This window comes from Cohnella endophytica, assembly GCF_003628305.1.
In the GTDB taxonomy this organism is placed as follows: Bacteria; Bacillota; Bacilli; order Paenibacillales; family Paenibacillaceae; genus Cohnella; species Cohnella endophytica.
Window position 1 is genome coordinate 399,008 of sequence record NZ_RBZM01000008.1, and the last position, 22,512, is coordinate 421,519.

At 53.0% G+C, this 22,512-nt stretch carries 21 protein-coding genes and 2 tRNA genes; 14 read left to right on the forward strand and 9 right to left on the reverse strand.

Annotated features, from left to right (window positions below; genetic code table 11):
- Positions 1 to 31: 31 nt before the first annotated feature.
- Positions 32 to 976 carry a DoxX family membrane protein gene (locus tag D7Z26_RS19920; protein ID WP_120978764.1) on the forward strand — a complete coding sequence of 315 codons (945 nt, stop codon included), beginning with the start codon at positions 32 to 34 and terminating at the stop codon, positions 974 to 976.
- A gap of 71 nt (positions 977 to 1,047) precedes the next feature.
- Positions 1,048 to 1,482: a hypothetical protein gene (locus D7Z26_RS19925; RefSeq protein WP_120978765.1), complete on the forward strand. Its 435-nt coding sequence runs from the start codon at positions 1,048 to 1,050 to the stop codon at positions 1,480 to 1,482.
- Between the two features lie 92 nt (positions 1,483 to 1,574).
- On the opposite strand, the gene D7Z26_RS19930 is transcribed toward D7Z26_RS19925, so the two are convergent.
- Genes D7Z26_RS19930 through D7Z26_RS19940 form a run of 3 tightly spaced genes read right to left on the reverse strand, consistent with a single transcriptional unit; the run spans position 1,575 to position 3,394 of the window.
- Positions 1,575 to 2,141: a hypothetical protein gene (locus D7Z26_RS19930; RefSeq protein WP_120978766.1), complete on the reverse strand. Its 567-nt coding sequence runs from the start codon at positions 2,139 to 2,141 to the stop codon at positions 1,575 to 1,577.
- A gap of 3 nt (positions 2,142 to 2,144) precedes the next feature.
- Entirely contained in the window at positions 2,145 to 3,122 is a 978-nt protein-coding gene (locus D7Z26_RS19935) for an FAD:protein FMN transferase (protein ID WP_158602382.1), read from the reverse strand.
- Positions 3,123 to 3,139: 17 nt separating this feature from the next.
- Entirely contained in the window at positions 3,140 to 3,394 is a 255-nt protein-coding gene (locus tag D7Z26_RS19940) for a hypothetical protein (RefSeq protein WP_120978768.1), read from the reverse strand.
- A gap of 307 nt (positions 3,395 to 3,701) precedes the next feature.
- Here D7Z26_RS19940 and D7Z26_RS19945 point away from each other — a divergent pair, with 307 nt between their 5' ends.
- The 3 genes from D7Z26_RS19945 to D7Z26_RS19955 all read left to right on the forward strand — a co-directional run bounded on the left by D7Z26_RS19945 (position 3,702) and on the right by D7Z26_RS19955 (position 8,466).
- Complete coding sequence (locus D7Z26_RS19945) at positions 3,702 to 6,773, forward strand: efflux RND transporter permease subunit (RefSeq protein WP_120978769.1); 3,072 nt, start codon at positions 3,702 to 3,704, stop codon at positions 6,771 to 6,773.
- Positions 6,774 to 6,810: 37 nt separating this feature from the next.
- Entirely contained in the window at positions 6,811 to 7,710 is a 900-nt protein-coding gene (locus D7Z26_RS19950; protein ID WP_120978770.1) for a TetR/AcrR family transcriptional regulator, read from the forward strand.
- 126 nt (positions 7,711 to 7,836) lie between these two features.
- On the forward strand, positions 7,837 to 8,466 hold the full coding sequence (locus D7Z26_RS19955; RefSeq protein ID WP_120978771.1) for a DUF4878 domain-containing protein: 630 nt from the start codon (positions 7,837 to 7,839) through the stop codon (positions 8,464 to 8,466).
- A 640-nt stretch (positions 8,467 to 9,106) separates the two neighbouring features.
- Here D7Z26_RS19955 and D7Z26_RS19960 read toward each other — a convergent pair.
- Complete coding sequence (locus tag D7Z26_RS19960) at positions 9,107 to 9,460, reverse strand: hypothetical protein (protein WP_120978772.1); 354 nt, start codon at positions 9,458 to 9,460, stop codon at positions 9,107 to 9,109.
- A 121-nt stretch (positions 9,461 to 9,581) separates the two neighbouring features.
- Between D7Z26_RS19960 and D7Z26_RS19965 the strand changes: the two genes are divergently transcribed.
- Positions 9,582 to 10,190: a hypothetical protein gene (locus D7Z26_RS19965; protein ID WP_120978773.1), complete on the forward strand. Its 609-nt coding sequence runs from the start codon at positions 9,582 to 9,584 to the stop codon at positions 10,188 to 10,190.
- A 62-nt stretch (positions 10,191 to 10,252) separates the two neighbouring features.
- Here D7Z26_RS19965 and D7Z26_RS19970 read toward each other — a convergent pair whose 3' ends face one another.
- Positions 10,253 to 11,248: an aldo/keto reductase gene (locus D7Z26_RS19970; protein ID WP_120978774.1), complete on the reverse strand. Its 996-nt coding sequence runs from the start codon at positions 11,246 to 11,248 to the stop codon at positions 10,253 to 10,255.
- 25 nt (positions 11,249 to 11,273) lie between these two features.
- The gene (locus D7Z26_RS19975) at positions 11,274 to 12,149 is read right to left on the reverse strand and encodes an aldose epimerase family protein (RefSeq protein ID WP_120978775.1); all 876 of its coding nucleotides are present in this window, start codon (positions 12,147 to 12,149) and stop codon (positions 11,274 to 11,276) included.
- A 130-nt stretch (positions 12,150 to 12,279) separates the two neighbouring features.
- On the opposite strand from D7Z26_RS19975, the gene fdhD reads away from it, so the two are divergent.
- The 3 genes from fdhD (at position 12,280) to D7Z26_RS19990 (ending at position 16,738) form a co-directional block, all read left to right on the forward strand.
- Positions 12,280 to 13,083 carry a formate dehydrogenase accessory sulfurtransferase FdhD gene (gene fdhD / locus D7Z26_RS19980; RefSeq protein ID WP_120978776.1) on the forward strand — a complete coding sequence of 268 codons (804 nt, stop codon included), beginning with the start codon at positions 12,280 to 12,282 and terminating at the stop codon, positions 13,081 to 13,083.
- Positions 13,084 to 13,088: 5 nt separating this feature from the next.
- Positions 13,089 to 15,431, forward strand: coding sequence for an FdhF/YdeP family oxidoreductase (locus tag D7Z26_RS19985; protein ID WP_120978777.1), 2,343 nt, complete (start codon positions 13,089 to 13,091; stop codon positions 15,429 to 15,431).
- 269 nt (positions 15,432 to 15,700) lie between these two features.
- Positions 15,701 to 16,738 (forward strand): phosphodiester glycosidase family protein, encoded by a 1,038-nt coding sequence (locus D7Z26_RS19990; RefSeq protein WP_233567075.1) that lies wholly within the window; start codon positions 15,701 to 15,703, stop codon positions 16,736 to 16,738.
- Between the two features lie 81 nt (positions 16,739 to 16,819).
- On the opposite strand, the gene D7Z26_RS19995 is transcribed toward D7Z26_RS19990, so the two are convergent.
- Entirely contained in the window at positions 16,820 to 17,428 is a 609-nt protein-coding gene (locus tag D7Z26_RS19995) for a DUF3298 and DUF4163 domain-containing protein (protein ID WP_120978778.1), read from the reverse strand.
- 156 nt (positions 17,429 to 17,584) lie between these two features.
- Here D7Z26_RS19995 and D7Z26_RS20000 point away from each other — a divergent pair, with 156 nt between their 5' ends.
- Complete coding sequence (locus D7Z26_RS20000) at positions 17,585 to 19,018, forward strand: ATP-binding protein (RefSeq protein ID WP_158602383.1); 1,434 nt, start codon at positions 17,585 to 17,587, stop codon at positions 19,016 to 19,018.
- 1 nt (position 19,019) lies between these two features.
- Here D7Z26_RS20000 and D7Z26_RS20005 read toward each other — a convergent pair whose 3' ends face one another.
- On the reverse strand, positions 19,020 to 19,682 hold the full coding sequence (locus tag D7Z26_RS20005) for a response regulator transcription factor (protein ID WP_120978780.1): 663 nt from the start codon (positions 19,680 to 19,682) through the stop codon (positions 19,020 to 19,022).
- A 191-nt stretch (positions 19,683 to 19,873) separates the two neighbouring features.
- Here D7Z26_RS20005 and D7Z26_RS20010 point away from each other — a divergent pair, with 191 nt between their 5' ends.
- The 4 genes from D7Z26_RS20010 to D7Z26_RS20025 all read left to right on the forward strand — a co-directional run bounded on the left by D7Z26_RS20010 (position 19,874) and on the right by D7Z26_RS20025 (position 22,150).
- Positions 19,874 to 21,040, forward strand: a complete 1,167-nt coding sequence (locus D7Z26_RS20010; protein WP_120978781.1) for an HD-GYP domain-containing protein — start codon at positions 19,874 to 19,876, stop codon at positions 21,038 to 21,040.
- Positions 21,041 to 21,125: 85 nt separating this feature from the next.
- Positions 21,126 to 21,201 (forward strand) — tRNA-Thr (locus D7Z26_RS20015).
- A gap of 158 nt (positions 21,202 to 21,359) precedes the next feature.
- Positions 21,360 to 21,980, forward strand: coding sequence for a glycoside hydrolase family 73 protein (locus D7Z26_RS20020; RefSeq protein ID WP_158602384.1), 621 nt, complete (start codon positions 21,360 to 21,362; stop codon positions 21,978 to 21,980).
- 94 nt (positions 21,981 to 22,074) lie between these two features.
- Positions 22,075 to 22,150 (forward strand) — tRNA-Thr (locus tag D7Z26_RS20025).
- A gap of 111 nt (positions 22,151 to 22,261) precedes the next feature.
- On the opposite strand, the gene sda is transcribed toward D7Z26_RS20025, so the two are convergent.
- Complete coding sequence (gene sda / locus D7Z26_RS20030; protein ID WP_120978783.1) at positions 22,262 to 22,435, reverse strand: sporulation histidine kinase inhibitor Sda; 174 nt, start codon at positions 22,433 to 22,435, stop codon at positions 22,262 to 22,264.
- Positions 22,436 to 22,512: the final 77 nt, after the last annotated feature.

Here is a 22,512-nt window from a genome sequence, read left to right on the forward strand (position 1 = left end):
AAAGAAATGCATAGAAGAAGGGGATCAGCCGATGGTTTGGTACGCGCACGTCAAATGGTTCACCGACGTTACTCCGATCAAAGAAGCGATAGACAACGTATTGTCTCCCGTATTCATGGGAACGGCTCTTGCGGTTGCTTTGCTGTTGGCGTTATTAACGCAGCTCATGCCCGTGATCATGAAGGCTCCTGCTCTAGTGGCTCTGGATCGCCATGTCGAGCGATTACGGCCTTGGTCGTTCCGAATCCTCCAATACGGCACGGCGATTGCGCTGGGATGGTCTTTGCTGGAAGGCAGCCTGTTCGCGCCCGAATTCGCCAGCCCGCACGGGGCGTTGAGCATCGTGATCTGCTTGGCAATCGCACTTCTGTTGATTCCGCACCATTACGCAATGAAGGCCGCTTCGGTCATCTTGTTCGGACTTTATGTGTATTACGTCGGCCGGTACGGTCTTTTTCACATGCTGGATTACGGTTTCTACTTGGCGATTGCCGCGGCGCTCGGATTACACAAAACCGAATTCGAGAAATGGTCGTTCCCGTTGTTGTATCTCGGTACGGGATTGTCTCTATGCTGGGTAGCGGTGGAGAAGTGGATCTATCCCGCGATGAGTCTCGACATAATCGAACACCATCACGTACCGACCTTCGGCTTCGATCCGGCGGTATTCATCGTACTGGCGGCGTTCATCGAATTCGTCGTAGGTTATTTGCTCGTGGTAGGCATTTTAAATCGGTTGCTTGCCATCGTCCTTACGCTTCTATTTATTATGACAACGATGCTCTTCGGTTACGTGGAAATCGTAGGCCACTTCATGATACACGTCATCTTGATCCTTTTCATCGTCGAAGGGGTTAGCTTCTACAAGCCGCCGGTCGAGATGCACAAAACGAGATTGGACCGGGTCGTCTTCGTTGCGCTTAATTTTTTGCTCGTATTGGCGACCTTTGTGTTGTTATATTACCGATTCGCTTGAATATTTGCTATATTTTGTGCATTTCGGGGGCGCGTCCGTTGTATACTAGGTAAAAAAAGGAGGAATTTCTTATGCAGCAATTCGCGGTTGTGGTCAGGGAAATTCGGACGTTACTTGCCTCGTTCAAAGTCGTCGCCCTCGTGATCCCTTATCACTTGCACCTGTTGTTCGGCGGGTTGGGGGTATTGTTCCTGGAGAAAATCTTGTACCGTACGATTTCCTACAACAACTGGGATACTTTGGATACGATTTTCGTAGACATCCCGCTGCACTTAATCGTTTATTATGGCTTTTATGTAGGCTTATGGTTAACCTTGATCTCTAAAAACGTCAAATATTTGCCCTATGGCCTCTGGGGATTCGCTTTCGTCGCGCTGTACCCTTTCGAGCATATTTCGCTGGGCCAGCTCGTTCAAGCGATTCTATATGCCGTTGCCGGTTACGGCCTGTTCCGTTACTCGGCTACCTCGCATGACGCGAACAACGCGAGTAGTTTTAAAGTATAGTCGGAAACGGCAACGTATTCGTACATACGAACCGATCTCTTGGATTTCGAGCCGAGAGATCGGTTTTTTGGTCTTCAGGCAACCAACGATCATTACGAAATGCTTGTGCTCCGGCGCTTAGGGGCTATACCCTCCGTTCCCACGCGAATAAAGGTAATTAGGACGAGGGCCGTCGCCGTTCCCAGATAACTCCAGAAGACGAAAGGGTTATTCGTGTCCGTGCCGGCAATGAGGCCATGAACGAGCGCCAAGAAGAATACGGGATATGCGGCCATGTGAAAGATGAGCCATATCCGTCTGGAGAGCAGAGACTTGAAATCCGTCGTCAGCAAAATGAAAAGCAATCCATACAGAGCCATTGAGCCCATTCCATACACGATCCGGTTCTCTGGATAGGAGAAGGGGAGAAGCAATTGGCCCCAGGTAAAAGGAGAGTATGTGTCGATAGATAAAATCATAACATGTGCGATCGAGAGGAAGAGACCGGCCGCTTGCATGCGAGCGTGCCAAGCATAAGAACGTTTCTTCCATTTCCCTTTGACGTTCGGCATCCCGTGTACGATACCCAACATGACGCCGATGAACAGCGAATAATAACCGGCAAGACCCGCTACTCTCGTGATCGTCCAACTAGGAAGGTTAAGCAGCACGTCATTCATATTCTAACGAGCCTCCTTCCAGCAAACGTTGGAGCCTTTCCCGTGCACGAAACGAACGGATTTGTCGGCTGTAACCAGCAAAGCATCGTATCCCGGGAAAGCTTCCTTCGCCCAGGCTTCGCCTTCCTTGGAGCCGAGAATGCAGATCGTTTTCGCTACGATCTCCGCATCTGCTACGGATGCTCCGAGAACGGTGCATTGCATGACATCGCTATCCGCAGGAAAACCCGTGCGCGGGTCGATGAGATGATGCATGACACCGCTCGGGGTCTTCCAACGTCTTTTCGTGGTCCCGGAGGTAGCCGCGGCTCCTTGTTTAAGCTGCGCCGTAGCGAGAATGTCCGGCTTTTTCTGTCCTCTCGAAGTCCACGGGGCAGGGATATCCACTTCCCAAGCGGGTCGATCGTTCTGCCCCCATCCCCAAACCTTCAAGTCCCCGCCCGCATTGACTTGTCCGGCCTCGATTCCCCCCACCATGAGCCAGCTTACGATTCGATCTACGGACCATCCCTTAACCAATCCGCCCAAGTCAAGGCTTGTCCCGCGGGAGAGTCGCGCCAGATTGAAAATGGGATACGTGGTCCAACTGCGTTCAAGCGATCGGTAGGAGGGAGCTTCTAGCATAGCGGACTGAGGGAGTCCAAATCCGCCGTAGTTCTCGATTGTTTCGAAACTTCGATCATAACCGGCATACTCAAGGGCCCTAAGTATGCATGGCTCGTATATTCCTTTCGTTAAGCGCTTGTATTCTACGGCATGGCTAAGCACTTCGAGCATTACGGACGAGACGCGAACGGGAAATCCGCGAGAAGCGTTTAGCCGACTTAACTCGCTCTCGGGAAGGAAGCGGCTGAATCTCCCTTCGACGAAAACGAACCAGTTGCGGATTTCATGGAGCGATTGGACTTCATCTTCCGGCCGTCCTTCCATAAGCGCAACATCGATCTCGGTATTCATCGCGCGAAAATGATCTTGTTCCATACTCATTTCCTCCTACGTTAGGATTGTCTTGACTGGGAACGGAACCTGAAGCCGCGGCCGGATTCGGCAGGGGTATCCAACGTCTCGCGTTGCGGAGTATCATTCGGCTGGACGGATGGGCTTAATATTTGTTCAGGGGCGGATGGAGCGTTCGCCGTTCGCGACCGAAAGGTTTCGCTGCCTCTGGCTTGTTGAAGTAGGAGGGCAACCGAAATCGTGCATCCGATACCGATGGCCCACTTCCTGAATTGCTTGCGGACCGAATCGCGCAAGGTCATCCCCCCATTCTTTCCGTCAGTATAATCCCGGATGATGAAAGAGGGATGAGAAAAACCTTAAAAGATGCTGAGAATGGATCGCATACTAAAAAATGGCGGAACGGAGACTCTAAAAAGGGTGACGGAAAATAGATCCGTTAATTGGGTGGAGTACATGTGACCGTTCGTTCGAAACGCCATGAATAAGGATGTAAATTTTATTGGTTTCGCTCAATTTGACTTGTCGACCGATCGTTCGATAAAATGAGATTAAATAAACTAAAACTTATGCATTGACAGACATGCCAAGGAGTGGAGAAGCTTGAAGAGCGTAATTGGATTTTCGTTAAAAAATAAGTTCGCATTATGGATGATCACGATTATCGTCGTCGTGGCGGGGTTGTACTCGGGGATGACGATGAAGCAGGAAAGCTTGCCTAACCTGAGTTTCCCTTTTCTAAGCGTCACGACCGTTTATCCGGGCTCTGCGCCGGACGCGGTGGTCAAGGACGTTACGGAGCCGCTGGAGAAACGGCTGAAAAACATCGAAGGCGTGAAGAACATCAACTCGACGTCGATGGAGAACGTATCCTCGATCTTCATCGAGTACGACTTCGGTCAGGATATGGACGCCGCGGTTACCCGGTTAAGGGAAGCGACTGCCGACGTCAAGTTGCCGGAAGGGGTAAAAGCTCCGGACATTTCGAAATTCTCGTTTAACTCCTTCCCTGTCATTTCGTTAAGCGCATCCGGCCAAGGGAGCCTGGAGAACCTAACCAAAACCGTTTCGGAGGAAGTTCAACCGGTTCTGGAAGGCGTATCCGGAGTCGCGTCCGTCCAGATCGCAGGCCAGTTCGTCCAAGAAGTGACGTTGAAGTTCGATCAAGCGAAGCTCGCGGAATTTGGTCTTAACGATGATGCCATCAAGGGCATCGTTCAGGGCTCGGCCCTGAAAGTTCCTCTGGGCTTGTTCCAATTGGATCAATCGGAAAAAGCCGTAGTCGTCGACGGTCGAATTACGACGATCGACGATTTGAAAAACATCATTATTCCCGTAATGCCGAAAGCTGGCGCGGCGAATGCGGGCGGCGGATTGACGACGGTTAAGCTAAGCGAAGTCGCGGATATCCGAATGTCCGGTAAAGCTGAATCGATTTCCCGCACGAACGGCGCGGAATCGATCGGGATTCAGATCGTCAAATCCAACGACGCGAATACGGTCGACGTCGTTAACGGCGTTAAAAACGAAGTGGCCAAGCTTAAAGAAAAGTTCACGGATCTGAAGCTCGACGTCATGCTCGATCAGGGCAAGCCGATCGAGAAGTCCGTCGAGACGATGTTAAGCAAGGCATTGTTCGGAGCGTTGTTCGCGGTAATCGTCATTCTTCTTTTCTTGCGGAATATCAGAACGACGTTGATCTCGATCGTATCGATTCCATTGTCGCTCGTAATCGCGGTACTGTTCCTGAAGCAATTCAATATTACGCTGAACATCATGACGCTCGGAGCCATGACCGTCGCCATCGGACGGGTCGTGGACGATTCGATCGTCGTAATCGAGAACATCTATCGTCGAATGTCCTTGGCGAACGAGAAGCTGAAGGGCAGGGAACTCGTGCTGGAAGCGACGCGGGAAATGTTCCTTCCGATTATGTCCTCCACGATCGTAACGATCGCGGTATTCCTTCCGCTCGGTCTCGTAAGCGGTATGGTCGGGCAGATCTTCCTGCCGTTCGCGTTAACGATCGTGTTTGCTTTGTTGGCTTCCTTGGTCGTGGCCGTAACGGTCGTTCCGATGCTAGCTCATCAAATGTTCAAGCGCGGAATTAAGGCTGGCAAAGGACATGACCATGACGAGAAGCCGGGACGTCTCGCCAGAGGTTATCGCGGTCTGCTTACCTCGGCTTTGAATCACAAGATCATAACGCTTGTGATCGCATTCGCGCTTCTGATCGGCAGCTTATTCTTAGTTCCGTTGATCGGAGCGAGCTTCTTGCCGGAACAAGAGGACAAATACGCGATGGTTACTTATACGCCGGAGCCGGGAGATCGCGTAGAAGACGTCGAACAACTGGCGCTCGTCGCCGAGAAGTACATTCGCGAGCAGCCGGATGTCGAGAGCTTGCAATATTCCATCGGCGGATCGAACCCGCTTCAACCGGGACCGTCGAAATCGGGATTGTTCTATATGCAGTATAAGAGCGACACGAAAAACTTCGCGGATAAGAAGGAAGCGTTGATCGAAGGCTTGCGCAAGGCCGTTCCGACGGGACAGTGGGCGGAGATGAACCAAGGCGGAGGTTTGGGCGGAAGCAGCTTCAGTCTGAGCGTGTTCGGAGAGAGCTTGGAGGATATCACGCCGGTCGTCAATCAGATCGCAGATCTGATGAAAGCCGATTCTTCGTTCGAGAAGGTCGATACGAGCCTCTCGAAGACGTACGAGCAATACACGTTCGTCGCCGACCAAGCGAAGCTGAGCCAATACGGATTGACCGCCGGACAAATCGCGATGGCGTTGAGCCCGCAGCGGGTAAGACCGGTGCTGACGAACGTCGTCGAGAACGGCAAATCTTACGAGGTGTACGTGGACGTTCCTACGGCCCAATTCAGCAATGTCGAGGAGCTTCTGGACGTGAAACTGCAATCCCCGCTTGGGATTAGCGTGCCGATTCGCGATGTTGCCCAAGTGGAGCAAGGGACCTCGCCGAACTCGATAGCGAGGCAGAACGGCAAGATGGTCGTTAACGTTACCGCGAAAGTCACGACATCCGACGTGGCGAAGGCATCCAACGACCTGAAAGCGAAAGTCGATACGATCCAGAAGCCAGCGACGGTCGAAGTGAAATTCGGAGGGGTCACGGAGCAGATCAACGAAACGTTTACGCAGCTCGGTCTAGCCATGCTGGCCGCGATCGCGATCGTTTACTTGGTTCTCGTCTTGGCCTTCGGCGGCGGACTCGCGCCGTTCGCGATCATGTTCTCATTGCCGTTCGCGATTATCGGCGGACTCGTAGCCTTGTATGTAACGGGAGAGACGCTCAGCGTATCCGCTTTAATGGGGGCGCTCATGTTGATCGGAATCGTCGTCACGAACGCGATCGTGCTCATCGACCGCGTTATTCACAAGGAAAAAGAAGGATTGTCTACGCGGGAAGCGTTGCTCGAGGCGGGAAGCACCCGACTTCGTCCGATCCTGATGACCGCACTCGCGACGATCGGCGCCCTTCTGCCACTGGCTTTCGGCTTCGAGAGCGCGGGTATTATATCCAAAGGGCTGGGAGTAACGGTTATCGGAGGATTGATCAGCTCGACGCTTCTTACCTTACTCATCGTGCCGATCATTTACGAACTCCTGATGAAATTGAAACGGAAGTCGAAGAAGGCGGAAGCCTAGTCGGTTAAATCAATGGCATAGGGAGCGAAACCGGAGGATGCAGGACAAGCGGGAACGAATTCTAGACGCAGCGATTCATTGTTTCGCGCGTAAAGGGTTTAGCGCGACTTCCATTCAGGAAATCGTCGACGAGCTCGGGATGGCCAAAGGCTCGATTTATTTTTACTTCAAGTCCAAGGACGAGTTGATCATATCGGCCATCCAGCATTACGGGGATATTCTCTTCGACCGCAGCTCGGGGCTTCCGGAAGAAGCGGGGCTCCCTCCTCGGGAGAAGCTCGTTCTGCAACTGGGAAGGCAGTTTCGTTTTATACGGGAGCACTTAGATTTTATGCGGATGATGTTCAGCGAGCCGCTAACCGGCATGCACCCGCAAATTCGAGAGCTTATGCTGCGTCTTCGAGCGCGAGGCAAGCTGTGGAACGCGTCTCACTTATCCGCGATTTATGGATCTTCGATCGAGCATCGCCTAGGGGATGCCGTAGCTTTGTTCTCGGGAATAGTGGGCAAGTATCTCGAGGCGCTTCTGTTCGAAGAGCGAAGCTTTGATGAAGAGCGGCTTTGTCGATATCTCGTTCGGCGGTTGGATGATATGGTTGCCGGAATGGAAAGGGACGACGAAGCCGCGATCCTTCACTTGGAAGAGTTCGGGTTACTGCGCAAAGTCGCCGGTCTGGATCCGAACGAGGACAAAGAGGAAACCCGGCTGCTGCAGCGGATGATGGACGAGACGGTAAACTCTCCGGGAGAACGCGATGAACGAACCCAAGCGGATTTGCTTAGCGCGCTGGGGCTGCTTAAGGAAGAGTCGGAGCGGTCTTCATTGAGAAATCCGTTCTTGGCCAGGGCCATGCTGGCGCTGCTGAAACAGCATGCGCTGGCGGGTTGGCAGGTGCCTTTGGAACAAATCGAGCATCGTTTAGATCGTCTAGAGTAAGGCGTCGTTTTCATTTGGCATAATATGCTAAAAAGTTTCTAAAGTTTGAGCATGACGCCCCAATTCGATACCTAAGTTGTGTATAGTTATTAGGAAAAATGACACAGCTTGGGGGAAGTTTGGGAGATGTATTGTACGAATTGCGGAGAGAGGCTAATCGCTGCTGCGGTATCCTGTCCGAGTTGCGGTAGCGAGGTTAGGCAGATTCCGAAAATTAAGGAAGATGAAGTTGCCGCAACGGCCCTATCACCGAATGCTTTCGAGGCTGCGACCGCGGTGCAACAACCGCAGGCATATCGTCCTACGGTGAACCCCGGGGGCTTGTCCGATGCGACCAAAAAGTTGATCCTTGTGGTCGCGGCGGCGATCGTGGCGATATTTTTAATTATCGAGTTCTCGGGAGGCGGTGGCGGAGGAAGTCAATCGACTCCCGAGAAGACGTTCAAGGGATTCATGAGCGCCGTCAAGAAGGAAGATGCCAAGAAGATGATCTCCTACATGTCGGTATCGTCGATGGGCTTCACCGATGGAGAGAACACGGATTCCATCGTTCAGATGCTGGAGAGAGGATTCGCTGACGGGGAGATGGATCTCCGCGATTATCGGATTACGAAGGTCGAGACGATGGGAGATCAAGCTACGATCGACTACGTGCTAGATTACATGGAAAACGGCAAGAAGCAAACGGACGAAGATTCGGTCGTACTCGCCAAAGTCGACGGCAAATGGTACATTAGCGGCGGCCTCGGTTTCTAGATCCACGGCAATCGCTTAAAGCAACAGCAATGACCGCCCTGTGTTAGCCTCAATAGGCAACGGGGCGGTCTTTTGCTCGTTCGGGCGGTCTTCTCGGAGTCGGTTAGCCCATCCCCATTCCGCTATCAGCCACAGCGCAGTTGCTCGATTCGCATGAGTAGGGTTCTCCCAGATCGCTAAATGTCTCGTAGTTACTCGATTCGTAGAAGTAAGGTTCTCCCAGACCACTAATTAGTTCGCAGTTGCTCGATTCGTCATAGCAAGGTTCTCCCAGACCGCTAAATGGTTCGCAGTTGCTCGATTCGCCGAAGTAAGGTTCTCCCAGACCACTAAATGTCTCGTAGTTACTCGATTCGACGGAGTAAGGTTCCCTAAGACCACTAATTGGCTCGCAGTTGCTTGATTCGACGGAGTAAGGTTCTCCCAGACCACTAATTGGCTCGCAGTTGTTCGATTCGCCGGAGTAAGGTTCCCTAAGACCACTAATTGGCTCGCAGTTGCTCGAATCGCCGGAGTAAGTTTCTCCCAGATCACTAAATGGCTCGCAGTTGCTCGAATCGCTGGAGTAAGGTACCCCCCAGACCACTAAATGGCTCGCAGTTGCTCGAATCGCCGGAGTAAGGTCCCCTCAGACCACTAATTAGTTCGCAGTTGTTCGATTGATCATTCTCGTCACGACATTCGCCGCAATATTGCCCAATCCGCCGAAATAACGGAAGCTCGTTCCGCTATTAGTCTCCTCATCGCCCAACTCGCCGAAATAACGGAAGCTCATTCCGCTAATAGCCTCCTCATCGCCCGATTCACCGAAATAACGGAAGCTCGTTCCGCTATTAGTCTCCTCATCGCCCGATTCACCGCAATAACGGAAGCTCGTTCCGCTATTAGTCTCCTCATCGCCCGATTCACCACAATAACGGTAGCTCGTTCCGCTATTAGTCTCCTCATCGCCCGATTCACCGAAATAACGGAAGCTCGTTCCGCTATTAATCACGCCGCAGCCTACTCCCGTTGTTGATGCTGATAACGCCGAATTGCGTTCCGCCCTCTGTCCTAAAAGGAGCTCAAATGATATAGTTAGAGAAAAGATTTCATGAGTTGGGGGATATTGGCGGATGGACGAGACAGCGACGACAAAGGAATTCGAAACGCAAAAGCAAACCGCGAGCGCTTCGGAGTCGAAGTGGGATTCGCACCCGTTCCCGCATTTGCAATCGGAACCGAACTCGTTTCCGCAGCCGGAATCGGACCCTTTTGCCGGTTTGCCTAAGGCCAGAACAATAACGTTGCCGGGCTGGGCAAAGGTGCTAATCCTCCTGTTGATGGCCGTTGGCGCGATTCTCTTTTTCTTGCTTAAGAATATGGATTTCGGGGGTGCCCAATCGACGCCGGAGAAAACGGTTAAGGGTTTCTTCCAAGCGGTTAAGGATAAAGATCCCGAAAAAATGATCTTATCTATCGACATCAGACCCGAAAAACTGCCCGAAGGGGTTAATAAAGAGGTTTTGTTGAGGGAATGGAAGAAGGCGCTCGAGCAAGAGAGCTCACTCCTTATCAGTTATGAGATATTGAGCTCGACAATCGACGGGGATTCCGCGATCGTCCAGTATAGAGTCGTGTTAGGACAACGTCTGGATGACGAGCAAGCAGATCCGCCGACAGTAGAGCAGGCTTACAATCTCAATAAAGTGGATCAAAAGTGGTATATTGAACTCTATAAGTGAAGATAATCATGTTGGAAAGCCCCGATAACTACGCCTATCGTAGCTTTCGGGGCTTCTTTTTGTTATCGCTTCAAGGCGACGCGTGCGGACAATTCGCTTAGCTCGCCAAGCTCGGAATCGGTCAATCGGAAGCTCATCGCCCGGACGTTCTCCATCGCATGATGCAGTTTGGATGCGCCGGGAATGGAGAAGACAGTTTCGCCGTGCGCATGGATCGCCCAATTTAAGGCGACCTGCGTCGCGGACGCGCCGTAATTTGCGGCGATCCGCTCTAGCAAGTCGATTAACGGCTGGGTTTGCCGCAAGCCTGCTGGCTTGAAGCCCTTCATTAGACGGCGAGGCCCCGGAGATTTGCGGATTAAATCCGGATCGGCGTGGAACTTACCGCTAAGGATGCCTTGCTCCAGCGGAGAGTATGCGATGATCGCGATCCCGAGCTCCCGAGCTGTCTCCAGAACGCCGTTGCTCTCGATTCGGCGGTCGAGCATGCTGAACTTCATCTGATTGGAAGCCAGTCTCAGGCCGTGCTCGCGAAGAACTCGGTCGGCCTCCCGCATTCGCTTGGCGTTGAAGTTGCTGACGCCGACGTAGCGAATCTTGCCTTGCTCGGCGAGCTTAGCCATCTGCCTCATCTCGCTCGCCACGGAAGAGAACGAGAAGGGCTGATGGATCATATAGAGATCTATCGGATAGCCGCCCAGCCTGCGGAGCCGCTCATCGATCGTTCGCGGAAGGTTGCCCGCAGTCCGGAATGCCGGCCACCATTTGGTCGCGATATGCGCTCCCGAGGCAAGCTCCCCTGCCGCGCGCAACGATTCCCCGAGAATCTGCTCGGACTCTCCTCCGCCATAAACTTCGGCCGTGTCGAACCAGTTGATGCCGCCTTCCAGGCTCACTCTGACGATATCCTTAACGAGAGTTCCGTCCAGCTTCGGCCAGAAGCCCCCGACAAGGCCGCGGGCTTGGCTGAATTGCCAGCAACCTAGGCCGAGCGGAGATAGCTGCAGTTCCGTCGTGCCGAATTTTCGTAAAGAGGGCCTTACAAGCGTCGTCGACATTCGATGTTCCTCCAATAGGTACCGATTAACCTTCCAATCCGATGCTCATAGACAATTCGAGAGTGTCCCCGGGGGATACGAGGAGCAGCCCTTCTTTGCTGTTTAACGCTTCGTTCAGCGCCGTCCATGGCTCCACGCAGACGAACGGTTTGCCTGCGACGGACCAGAGTACGACATACCGGAACTTATCGCTGTAAGTCAGACGAACGTTACGGTCATGCGAGAGCGGGAACGCGATTTCCGGCTTCGACGCATCGAGCAAAGCTGCGGATTCGACCATGGTTTCCAGATTTAACGTGCCATCGAACGCTTTTTCCGATTTATCGTTGTAGTCCAGTATTCGCGTAGCATCCGTATCGTAAGTCAGGTTCTTGCTTTCCGTAGCGAAGTAAGGATGGAATCCCGCAACCATCGGCATGTCCGACGAAGAACGATTGACGTACTGTTGCTCGATCGAGAGCACGCCATCCCGAAGGCGATAAGTGAACCTCAATTCGAATTCAAACGGGAACGCGACTAAGGTGTCCGAGTTACTGGCCAGAGCAAGCGTCACAAATGCGGAACCGTCCGTGCCCGTATCAATGACTTCCCAGGGGAGGATGCGCGCCACGCCGTGATTTTTCATTCGATAAGTTTGGCCGTTCCATTCGTATTGTCCTTCGACGAGCTGTCCCGCGATCGGGAATAGAACGGGAATGCCTCCGCGTATGTTGGCGTCCGGATTCAAAAATGTTTCCCTATCCAAATATAAAGTTTCGACGCCATGCAAGCGGCAACCGATGACGATTCCGCCGCGTTCCGGGCATACGATAACCGTGGAGTCCGTGTCGCGATCCACTAGCTCGATTAGCGGGTAACCGTCGATCCTTTCGATAATGCCGTAATTTTCTTTTGGGCTCAAGTGGCATCCTCCTGTTGTCGTTTAGTGTCATTTTTCTGCGTTATCTCCATTATACCAATATTTGTTGAACCGCCAAACGCCAACCGATATAGTGGAAGAGTAAGCTCCGGAATCGGAAGGAGAGGGCGCGATGGAAAGTCTTTCGAAAAAGAGCAGGCTCATTACCCGGTACGAAAAAGGAGTCGTCACCACGTCCGAGGACGAAGTGGTCGTGGAGTGGCCGATCACGATCGTGCTTAACGGAGAGGAATTCGCAACACTGGTATGTTCTCCCGAGCATATCGAAGAGTTGGCTGTCGGATATTTAGCCTCGGAAGGGGTGCTAGCCGATTATGCCGACTTGAAGGATATGAGCTACGACGATCGGTCGGGAATGGTATACGCGGACATCGAGGGCGTTGACCCTTGGATTATAGAGAGCGGTTCCAAGAGGGTGTTAACCTCCTGTTGCGGCAAAAGCAGACAAAGCTTCGTATTCTACGGCGACCTAAGGACTGCTAAACCGATAGAAAGCCGCAAGCTGCGGATCAGTTACGCGAGCTGCGTTAGGATGATGGAGGCCATGCAGGCGCAATCCGGCGTGTTCAGGGCTACTGGCGGCGTGCATAATGCGGCGTTGTTCGATAGGGACGGTGCGCTTCTGCTCGCGAGGATGGATATCGGAAGGCATAACGCGATCGATAAGTTGTACGGTCATTGCCTGCGCAACCAAGTAACGATGACGGATAAAGTTCTCGCGTTCAGCGGCAGGGTGTCCTCGGAAGTGCTGATCAAAGCGGCGAAAATGGGCTGCGAGGCGCTGCTATCCAAATCCGCGGTAACGGAATTGGCAATCGAGCTAGCAGACGGGTTGGGCATTACGGTCGTCGGTTTTATCCGTCACGGATCGCTGAACGTATATACGCATCCGGAACGTCTATTCGAAGGAGAGTGACTCTGTTGGGGAAGACGAAACATCCGGGACCGCAGAAACTGACCGCGAAACCCGATCCGAAGTTATGGGTGAGCGCGGTGCCTTTCGGCCTAGGCAAGCTGAAGCCTAAACATATCCGCGATACGTTGAAAACTTTATGGCGCAATCGCGACAATCTACCTTACGCGACCAGAATCTTGACGCAAGGCGTATGCGACGGTTGCGCGCTCGGAGTGTCCGGGCTTAGAGACCAGACGCTTAGCGGTCCTCATATTTGTACGACGCGACTGAACGTCCTGCGTCTTAACACGATGCCCGCAATGAAGCCGAAGCGGCTGCATGCGGACATCGAAGAGCTGCGCAAGTTGTCTAGCGCCGAGCTTCGGGAGCTGGGGCGTATCCCGTACCCGCTCATTCGGCGTTCGGGAGAACGGAGCTTCTCTAGGCTGTCATGGGACGATGCGCTCGATTATATCGCGGCCAAGTTCCGATCCCTGCCGCCGGAGCAAACCGCCTTTTACTTGACCGCGCGAGGCATCACGAACGAGTCCTACTACGCGGCCGCCAAAATCGCGAGATTTCTCGGAACGAACCACATCGACAATGCTTCGCGCATCTGCCATTCCCCGTCGAAGACGGCCCTAAAACGGTCGCTTGGGATCGGAGCGTCCAGTTGCAGTTATCGGGATTGGATCGGCACTGACGTGCTCGTATTCTGGGGCAGCGTCGCGGCCAACAATCAACCGGTGTCTACTAAGTACATGTACGCGGCCAAGCGGAAGGGAACGAAGATTATCGTCATCAACCCGTACCGGGAGCCGGCAATGGACGGATATTGGATTCCTTCCATCGCGGAATCCGCGTTGTTCGGGACGAAGCTGGCGGACGACTTCTACCAGGTAAACATCGGCGGGGACATCGCGCTCATGCACGGGGTGATGAAAACTTGGTTCGAGATGGAGAAAGACGTTCCAGGCTCGGCGATCGATCATGCGTTCGTGCGGGATCACGCGAACGGGTTCGAGGAGCTTCGCGAGAAGGTCGAGTCGCAACTCTGGGGAGAGTTAGAGATTTCGTCGGGTTTGTCCCGTGTACGAATAGGCGAACTCGCGAAGCTCCTTGCGGCTTCGAAGAGCGCCGTATTCGTCTGGTCGATGGGGTTGACGCAGCATCGTCATGCGACGGACAATATATCGCAGGTCGCGAATCTTGCGCTGCTTCGCGGGTTTATCGGACGCGAGCACTGCGGAGTCATGCCGATACGCGGACATTCCGGAGTTCAAAGCGCGGGGGAGATGGGGGCGGAGCCGTTTTCGTTGCCTGGCGGCGACTTTGACGAGCTTAATTTGTCCCGCTTGGAGCAGTTGTGGGGATTCCCGATACCGAGATCGCAAGGGGATATCGTAGGCGTATCGCTGGAGAAAGCGAGATTACCCGTTAACCATCCGAGCAAGCTCAATCTGTATTACTTATCCGGAGGCAATTTCCTGGAGACGATGCCGGATCCGGCATTCATCCGGGAAGCGTTGGAGTCGCTCGAGGTTCGCGTGCATCAGGATATTATTTTCAACACCTCTACGTTGCTCGATGCCAAGGAGGCGGTCGTCGTGCTTCCCGCGATGACGCGTTACGAGCAGCCCGGAGGCGGGACTTCGACTTCAACGGAGCGGATGGTGTATTTCAGCCCGGAGATCGAAGGTCCGCGTATCGAGGAAGCAAGGGCGGAGTGGAGCATCTATGCTGACTTAGCCGCGCGCGTCAAGCCGCAGCTTCAGCACTTAATAGGTTTGAACGATGCGCGAGCCATCCGGGAAGAGATTGCGAGAGCGGCGCCGGAATACGATGGCATTCAGCGTTTGAAGAGCAAAGGCGAAGTGTTTCAGCGCGGTGGAGCATGGTTGTGCGAAGACGGCGTCTGCCCGACTCCGGATGGCAGAGGAAGGCTCATTCCCGTAGATCTTCCGAGGCGCGGCCTCAACGCTCAGGGTAATTTTAACGTTACGACCCGGCGAGGAAAACAGTTCAATTCCATGATCTACGGCGGAAAGGATGCCTATAACGGGGGAATTCGGACAGCGGTGTTGCTTAATCCGAAAGATGCCAAAGTTCTAGCCGTATCGGATGGTGACCCGGTCGTATTGCATAACGCGCATGGAATTCTGCATGGTCAAGCTCACTATGCGGATATCGCATCCGGCAATCTGGCCGTCAATTTTCCCGAAGGAAACGTCTTGTTTCCTATGGGTGTGTACGAATCTCCGGCAGGAATTCCGGAGTATAACGTAGCGGCTACGCTTGAGAAAACGGAGCATTATGTCGGGCGGCTGGATAAGAGGTATAGCAAGAAAAGGAATGTGGAGGAGGCTTGACGAACAAGAAAAAAGCGATGAGCCGAAACTGGAATTCCGTCATTTCCTGGGAAATGTTGTCGACAAGAAAGATATACGCAACAACATGCTCATTCGTGTCGTATATAGGAGGTACGAATTCGAATTTGAAGTAAAGGAGCGTGGACGCCATCCCGCCATTGCCACCAAGAGCAGCTACTTCGGCGTCGACGTCATCTGCCGTAGGACGTACATCGCTTCCTTCGCGCAAAGGACGGAAAGCACGTCCGAGACGTCCCGTGTTCTGGGTTTTGTTCAAGATCGTGTTTTTTACGGGATTTATCTTTACGTTATTATTTGCCGGATGGTTCTATTTGACTCCTTCCGGATATCAGTACCGATATATGCTTGCCGATTCCATCATCACGACTCAACACCGGGAATGGGCGAAATATATAATCGGGGAGAAAGCTTTGCGCGAGCGCGTCGCCCTCTACGTTAAACAGTTCAATGATATGGGAGAAGAGCGGGACGAGCATACGATTAAGCCAACTACCGACGGTTCGGGGGAAGTTACCCCGGAGAAGCTCACTTCCGTAGAAGAAGTGAGCGGCGAAGGCTATCACGGCTATTTGTTGACGGTGCGGGATCCGAAGAAGATCCGGCTAGTCGTTCCGAATAAGCGCGGGCGCGGAGAGAAGATTACCAGCATGGTGAAGCGCACCGGGGCGATCGCGGGCGTGAATGCCGGCGGGTTCGCGGATCCGAATTGGAAGGGTAACGGCTTCAAACCGATCGGTCTTGTGATTAGCCAAGGCAAAATTTATTACAATGGGCTCGGCGGCAAGAAAAGCGTTCAGATCGTCGGCATCGACAAGAACGGCAAGATGCTCGCGGGCAATTATTCGATCAGCGAGCTCATGGATCTCGGTATATCCGAAGCGGTGAGTTTCTCGCCTCGGATCATCGTCAACGGCAAGGGCTTGATCAAGAACCGCGCGCAAGGCTGGGGCGTCGCTCCGCGTACCGTTATGGCGCAGAAAGAGGACGGGACGATCCTCTTCCTGCTGATCGACGGGCGTCAGCCTGGTTACAGCATTGGCGCGACGTTGTACGACGCGCAACAAATCTTGTTGGAGCACGGTGCCGTCATCGCGGCGAATCTGGACGGAGGATCGTCGACCGTACTCGTTGACGAGCAAGGACAAATCGTGAATAAGCCTTCCTCCAGCGCGGGGGAAAGATATTTACCCACGGGCTTCCTCGTATTCGATAATCCCGAATCCGTGGACGTACCGAATATATGGGCAGGTATGAAGCCATCCGAGATCGACGCGGGGAAATGGTAATAGAACTGGAACAAGAGGCGGGCCATGAGGAAGAATTCTTTCCTTGTCGCTCGCCTTTGCGTTTTATACCCGACATATCGCTTAGTACATCATAAAGCCGAGAGGTCCATCCTCGTCGATAATGTCTTGGATATCGAACACCGAAATCGGAAAATACGGGAATCCCCACGCGTAGGGGACTATGGCATACAGAGGAAAATAAATCACCAAGGATTTGTCCGCGATATAGAAATCCTGGTCGGGGGTAATGCCCGGGTAATCGACTAGGAGCGGCAGCTGTCTCGCTTTGATCTGCGCTTGAATAATCGCGTTTAACCGAGCTTCGTAACCGCTATCCTTCTTGAACAACTCGCCTAACTTATAGCTGCGCCCGGTATTGGCATCGAAGGTTAACGACTTCTGCAGCGTATTGCCGTGAGCGCCGCCAGTGAAGGTATAGTTCAAGAGAGACAAGCTGAGGACGCCTCTTTCGTTCGTCTTGCTCTCGAACGTGCCGTCCATTTGCTGAATGTCTTTGCTCGGGAAACCTTGCTCCTTCAGCAGAGCTTGGTTAGCGGAAGCGATTTTTTTATTCATAGCCATCTGCGCCGCCTTTGTCGTGCCTCCGTTGACGTAAGGAACGTTAATCTTGACGTTCTTGGCGGTCATCGTCCGTACTCGGATCGGGAGCATCATTGTCTGGCCGTTCATTCGCATTCCCCCTTTGTTCATGGGCTGGGCTATCGTCACCCCAGTCTATGCAAGCGAAAGGGAACCGGTTCAATTTCGGTTTGTGCTACAATGTAAGGGATTGCAATAACGTCGGCTTGTTCGATGGAAGATAACTTCCGCGGAGGGAGGCGCAGGATGGAAATATTCAAAGTTTACCTCGTTAACATAAGCATACTGACTACTTTCGCATACCTCTTTAACCTCGCATACAATTTAATTTTCTCGAAATTGTCCAGAGCGTCGAAATACGGACTTTCCGTCCTTATTTTCATTCTTGCGGGTTGGCTAACTATGTACTTCGGCTTCGATGTCGGTAACGGGGCCAAATTCGATCTGCGCGTCGTACCGCTCATTTTCGGGTTGGTCGTGTATTCCAATCCCGTCACCTTATTCTTAATCGGCCTATGCATCGGATTGCTGAGGCTGACCTTCGGATTGGATTACGCCGCGTGGGCCGGAACGTTGAATCTCACCCTCCTTGGCATCGTTGCGGCTTTATTGTGCGCTTGGTTCCGGCGGCGAAAGACGTTCTCGTATTTGCGAAAGTCGGTTTTCGCTGTTCTCGTCATCAACATTGTCAATACGATAGATATTTCCCTATTCGGTAAAATCCCGCCTCATCACTACTTGAACGAAATCGCTCCGATTACTTTCCCTACCGGAGTCATACTCAGTTTCTTCTTCTTGATCATGATCCGAGACTTCCAGAAGAATCAATCCCGAATGGAACAACTGAGCCGGACGAACCGGCTTCTTCACGTGCGGACTCGCGATCTGAATCAAGCCAAAAATGAACTGGAGCAGAAAGCGACGCAGCTCGAGACGGCGTCCCGTTACAAATCGGAGTTCCTTGCGAATATGTCGCACGAGATCAAGACCCCGCTAAACAGCATCATGATCCTATCGGAAATGCAGGCGGAATCGGACACTTCGGACGAAGACCGGCATCGGTATGCCCACCTCATCCTTCAATCGGGTCGGGAACTGCTGACTCTCGTCAACGATATTCTTGATCTGTCCAAGGTGGAGGCGGGCAAGCTCGATATCGTACTCCAACCGATCGATACGAACGAAGTGTTGCGTTACATGGAAGAACAATTCATGCCGATCGCGGAGAGCAAGGGCCTTACTTTCGTAGTCAGTCCGAGCGCCGAACAGACGGCAGAGACAGCAGCGCAACTGAAGCTAGAGAGCGATCCGATGAGATTAAATCAAATTCTGCGGAACCTGCTCAGCAACGCATTCAAGTTCACGGAGAAAGGCGGGATCGAATTATCGGCATCGGCCGTAAAGGGCGATGACGGGCGAGAAGAAATCCTGTTCGAGGTGCGCGATACGGGAGTAGGCATCGAAGCGGACAAGCTGGAGGCGATTTTCGAAGTATTCCGTCAGGAAGACGGCTCGATCAACCGCAAGTATGGCGGGGCAGGCTTAGGACTTGCGATTAGCCGGCAATTGGCGGAATTGCTCCGCGGGCATCTGGAGCTTAGCAGCGAGAAAGGCGCGGGCAGTTGCTTCACGCTGAGGTTACCCGCACAAGCCGCATGCACGGAACGCGGGAATTCGTAAGTTAGACAACGTTCATGTCCTTTAGCCAAATCACGGCTTGGGTGCGGTCGTTCGTGCCGATTTTATCGTAGATGGAACTGATATAATTTTTGACGGTACCTTCGCTCATGAACAAATGCTTGGCTATGTCGCGATTGTTGCGGCCTTCGACCATCAAAGCTATGATGCTCATCTCCCGATTCGTGAACTTCAGGTCCGAGGCCCGTCCACGCGCGCGAAGAGGCGAAGGAGAACGTTCGGTAGCGGGAGCGGATAACCGGGCGGCGAGTTTGATCGCGATGGCCGAGGGGAGCATGATCTCTCCTTTAGCAGCATCGCGTACCGCTTGGATGAGCTTCTCGGAAGGGATGTCCTTCAGCAAGAATCCGACGGCGCCGCCGGCCAGGGCCTCGACGATGTAGTCATCTTCGTCGAAGGTCGTAAGGACGAGCGTTTTCGTTCGCGGAGAGTCGATTCGCAGCTTTTTGACCGCTTCGATCCCGTTCATGACGGGCATGCGGATATCCATCAGCACCAAATCCGGATCGTGCGCGGCGACTAGCCTGCACGCTTCTTCCCCGTTCTCAGCGGTTGCGACCACTTCGATATCGTCCTCTAATTGAAGAATCGTTTGCAAACCGTCCCTCATTAACGTTTGGTCGTCCGCGATCACTATTTTCAGCATTCGTCTCCCTCTCCTTTCTTTTCCATTATAGTGCAACATTCGATTTTGAACAGATCCGTCATGCAATCGAAGTCCCGATTTCATGACGGGAAGCGTGACACGGGTCACTGGTCACATGACGGAGCATTGTCCTACGATAAGAGCAACAGTCAGGGACTGCATATACCCGGCTAAACGAAGGAGTTGGGAACATGATCATTATCCATACGAGCCAATGCCGACCGGGCATGAAGCTCGGTAGATCGATCTATACGGAGCAAGGGCATGTGCTTGCGGGACGCGGATTCGTGCTGACGGAGCACGCGATAGGCAAGCTGCAACAACTGGGATTGCCTTATCTTCATATCGAAGAACAAGGTACGGAGGACATCGCCCCGGATCAGGCGATTCGGGACGAGACGATTATCGTGCTGCATGGAGCGCTCACGCACGTCATGGACGAGCTATCCCAAGGCGACAAAGATAAGCTGTCGGCCGGACTCGTACGATTCTGTCATGACGCTTCCAAGCTGCTTGTCGAGGATCTGAAGTCGCGGCGCAATCATCTGTGTTTGCCAGTCCATCTAACGACGACGCTGACGGACGGCGATAAGCAGCATTTCGTGGAGCATGCAATGAACGTCGGCGTATGCGCGACGCGGTTCGGGCTGGATGAGGGCTTGGCCGGCGAGGAACTGCAGTCGCTTGCGCTGGGCGCGATGCTTCACGATGTCGGTCGACTCGTATTGCCGGCAGGGCTGCAAGCTTGCATCGATCGTGACGGCAAGATGTACATGGCGCATGCCGAGCTCGGGTTTAAGCTGCTGCGAGACAGCGGATTCCCGCTGATGACGGCGCATTGCGCGTTGTTCCATCACGAGAGAATGGACGGAAGCGGCTATCCTTTCGGATTGGAAGGGCGGAAAATTCACCCGCACCATCAATGGATCAGCATCTTCGATATGTTCGATACGCTCGTTAACGGACGCGCTAACGGTATCACGATGCTACCGCACGAGGCGTTAGAAGTATTATACGGAGGTGCCGGCACGCTGTACGATGTGGATAAAGTTTGTCGCTTGCGAGACAACATGGCGTTATTCCCGCGGGGGACGACCGTACGCTTGAGCACGGGGGAGCTGGGCGTCGTCTCCGCGTTGCATGAGGACTCGAAGCAGCGGCCGATCGTGCGCGTCATACGGGCTTCGGACGGTAAACTGTTACCTCAACCGTACGAAGTCGATCTCAAGCGGCAGCTTGATCTGATGATCAGCGGATTAGGCACCGACAAGGCGGGGACGGAAGGAGCGTTGCCTGGAGCCGGAACTTTATCCGAGGCGGCGGAGCGCCGTTCGAATAAGGTGTTCCATATGGCCTAATACGCCGAACGGGCCGTAACCAAAAAAAACCAGCCGAGAAAACCTTGACTTTTTTCTCGGAAATGACTATCCTAATAAAGGATTTGCTGATGTAGCTCAGCTGGTAGAGCAACGCATTCGTAATGCGTAGGTCGGGGGTTCGAATCCCTTCATCAGCACCATGAACATTTCTTTAATGCGCGTCTTCCGAGGTTCTCGGGGGCGCGTTTTTTGCTTTCCGAAACGGATCCGCTCGATGGGGTCAGATTAGCCGCTACGATCGCGCTTGTTGACGAATAGAATGGGACGAGACGGTATAAGGAAAGGGGAGTTGGAGTTCATGGATCGTCAATCGTTCATCGCGTTGCTTGCGCCGCAAGCCATTCAAGCTAGGCTAGACGGATCGTCGTTGCTGCCCTCGGTGAGGCTTGCGCAGAATATTCTGGAGACGGGAAGCAATCTGAATAAGTACAACAATCTGGGGGGCTTTAAGGTCGGGGACGGCAAACCGAACGCGTGGTGGCACGGCGAGACTTACACGACGCCGACGTGGGAGGTTTATGGAGGAAAACGCGTGCAGACGGTCGCGACTTGGCGCGCGTACGACAGCGTGTACGACTTCTACAGAGATCAGGACCGGCTGTTCCAGAACTCGCGATATGCTCCCTTGCGGGCCGCTCTGACTCCGGAAGACCAAGCCAAAGCGCTTCAAGCATGCGGATACGCGACCGATCCGGAATATGCGGCCAAGCTGATGCAGATCGTAACTGCCGAAGGACTCATTCAGTACGATGGGGAGGTTATGCCTAAAATGGACAAAAAAGATGCCGATAAAATTATCGATACGTATCTTAAGCCGCAGTATGCGGATGCGATCAAGAGAGGAGACCGCGCGGAAGCCGCGGAAGCGAACCGGCTTGCAAACGAGCTCCGCAAAGCATCAGGGCAGCCTACGCAGTAACAAGGCTGTGATTCGACAAAATGTAAAAAAATCTTGCAATCTGTCGACTGGCATGGTATAGTCTTTTCTTGTAGGCAATAAAAATACATCACGCGCCGACTTAGCTCAACTGGTAGAGCAACTGACTTGTAATCAGTAGGTTGGGGGTTCAAGTCCTCTAGTCGGCACCAGCTTTTACTATGAATTCCCTTCGTGCCATATCGGCCGGACGGGGATTTTTTTGTGCGACAAAACAACCCGATTATCCCTTCCGCGGGCGTGTTGGGTTGTTTGTCGTGCGCTTAATGGAGCTCCGGTTGAAGGAGAACCTCTTCGATCGTCAGTTGCCGGTCCAAGATTTCCTCGAGCAGGATCTGAATGTACTCGTCGTCAGGAGACTGAACGTAAGCCGAATGGAATTGGTCGATCAGCAAGTCGTTGTCGAGCGTATGAATCGCATTTCTAATATCTCGCATATTCGCCACCGCCTTAACTTATTTTACCGTATCCTGTATTTTCCATTACCCTCTAGCATTCGAAATGAAAACATTGC

Coding starts and splice junctions, on each gene's coding strand:
- D7Z26_RS19920 (WP_120978764.1), top strand. CDS start 32: ATGGTTTGGTACGCGCACGTCAAATGGTTCACCGACGTTACTCCGATC.
- D7Z26_RS19925 (WP_120978765.1), top strand. CDS start 1,048: ATGCAGCAATTCGCGGTTGTGGTCAGGGAAATTCGGACGTTACTTGCC.
- D7Z26_RS19930 (WP_120978766.1), bottom strand. CDS start 2,141: ATGAATGACGTGCTGCTTAACCTTCCTAGTTGGACGATCACGAGAGTA.
- D7Z26_RS19935 (WP_158602382.1), bottom strand. CDS start 3,122: ATGGAACAAGATCATTTTCGCGCGATGAATACCGAGATCGATGTTGCG.
- D7Z26_RS19950 (WP_120978770.1), top strand. CDS start 6,811: ATGCAGGACAAGCGGGAACGAATTCTAGACGCAGCGATTCATTGTTTC.
- D7Z26_RS19955 (WP_120978771.1), top strand. CDS start 7,837: ATGTATTGTACGAATTGCGGAGAGAGGCTAATCGCTGCTGCGGTATCC.
- D7Z26_RS19965 (WP_120978773.1), top strand. CDS start 9,582: ATGGACGAGACAGCGACGACAAAGGAATTCGAAACGCAAAAGCAAACC.
- D7Z26_RS19970 (WP_120978774.1), bottom strand. CDS start 11,248: ATGTCGACGACGCTTGTAAGGCCCTCTTTACGAAAATTCGGCACGACG.
- fdhD (WP_120978776.1), top strand. CDS start 12,280: ATGGAAAGTCTTTCGAAAAAGAGCAGGCTCATTACCCGGTACGAAAAA.
- D7Z26_RS19995 (WP_120978778.1), bottom strand. CDS start 17,428: ATGAACGGCCAGACAATGATGCTCCCGATCCGAGTACGGACGATGACC.
- D7Z26_RS20000 (WP_158602383.1), top strand. CDS start 17,585: ATGGAAATATTCAAAGTTTACCTCGTTAACATAAGCATACTGACTACT.
- D7Z26_RS20005 (WP_120978780.1), bottom strand. CDS start 19,682: ATGCTGAAAATAGTGATCGCGGACGACCAAACGTTAATGAGGGACGGT.
- D7Z26_RS20010 (WP_120978781.1), top strand. CDS start 19,874: ATGATCATTATCCATACGAGCCAATGCCGACCGGGCATGAAGCTCGGT.
- D7Z26_RS20020 (WP_158602384.1), top strand. CDS start 21,360: ATGGATCGTCAATCGTTCATCGCGTTGCTTGCGCCGCAAGCCATTCAA.
- sda (WP_120978783.1), bottom strand. CDS start 22,435: ATGCGAGATATTAGAAATGCGATTCATACGCTCGACAACGACTTGCTG.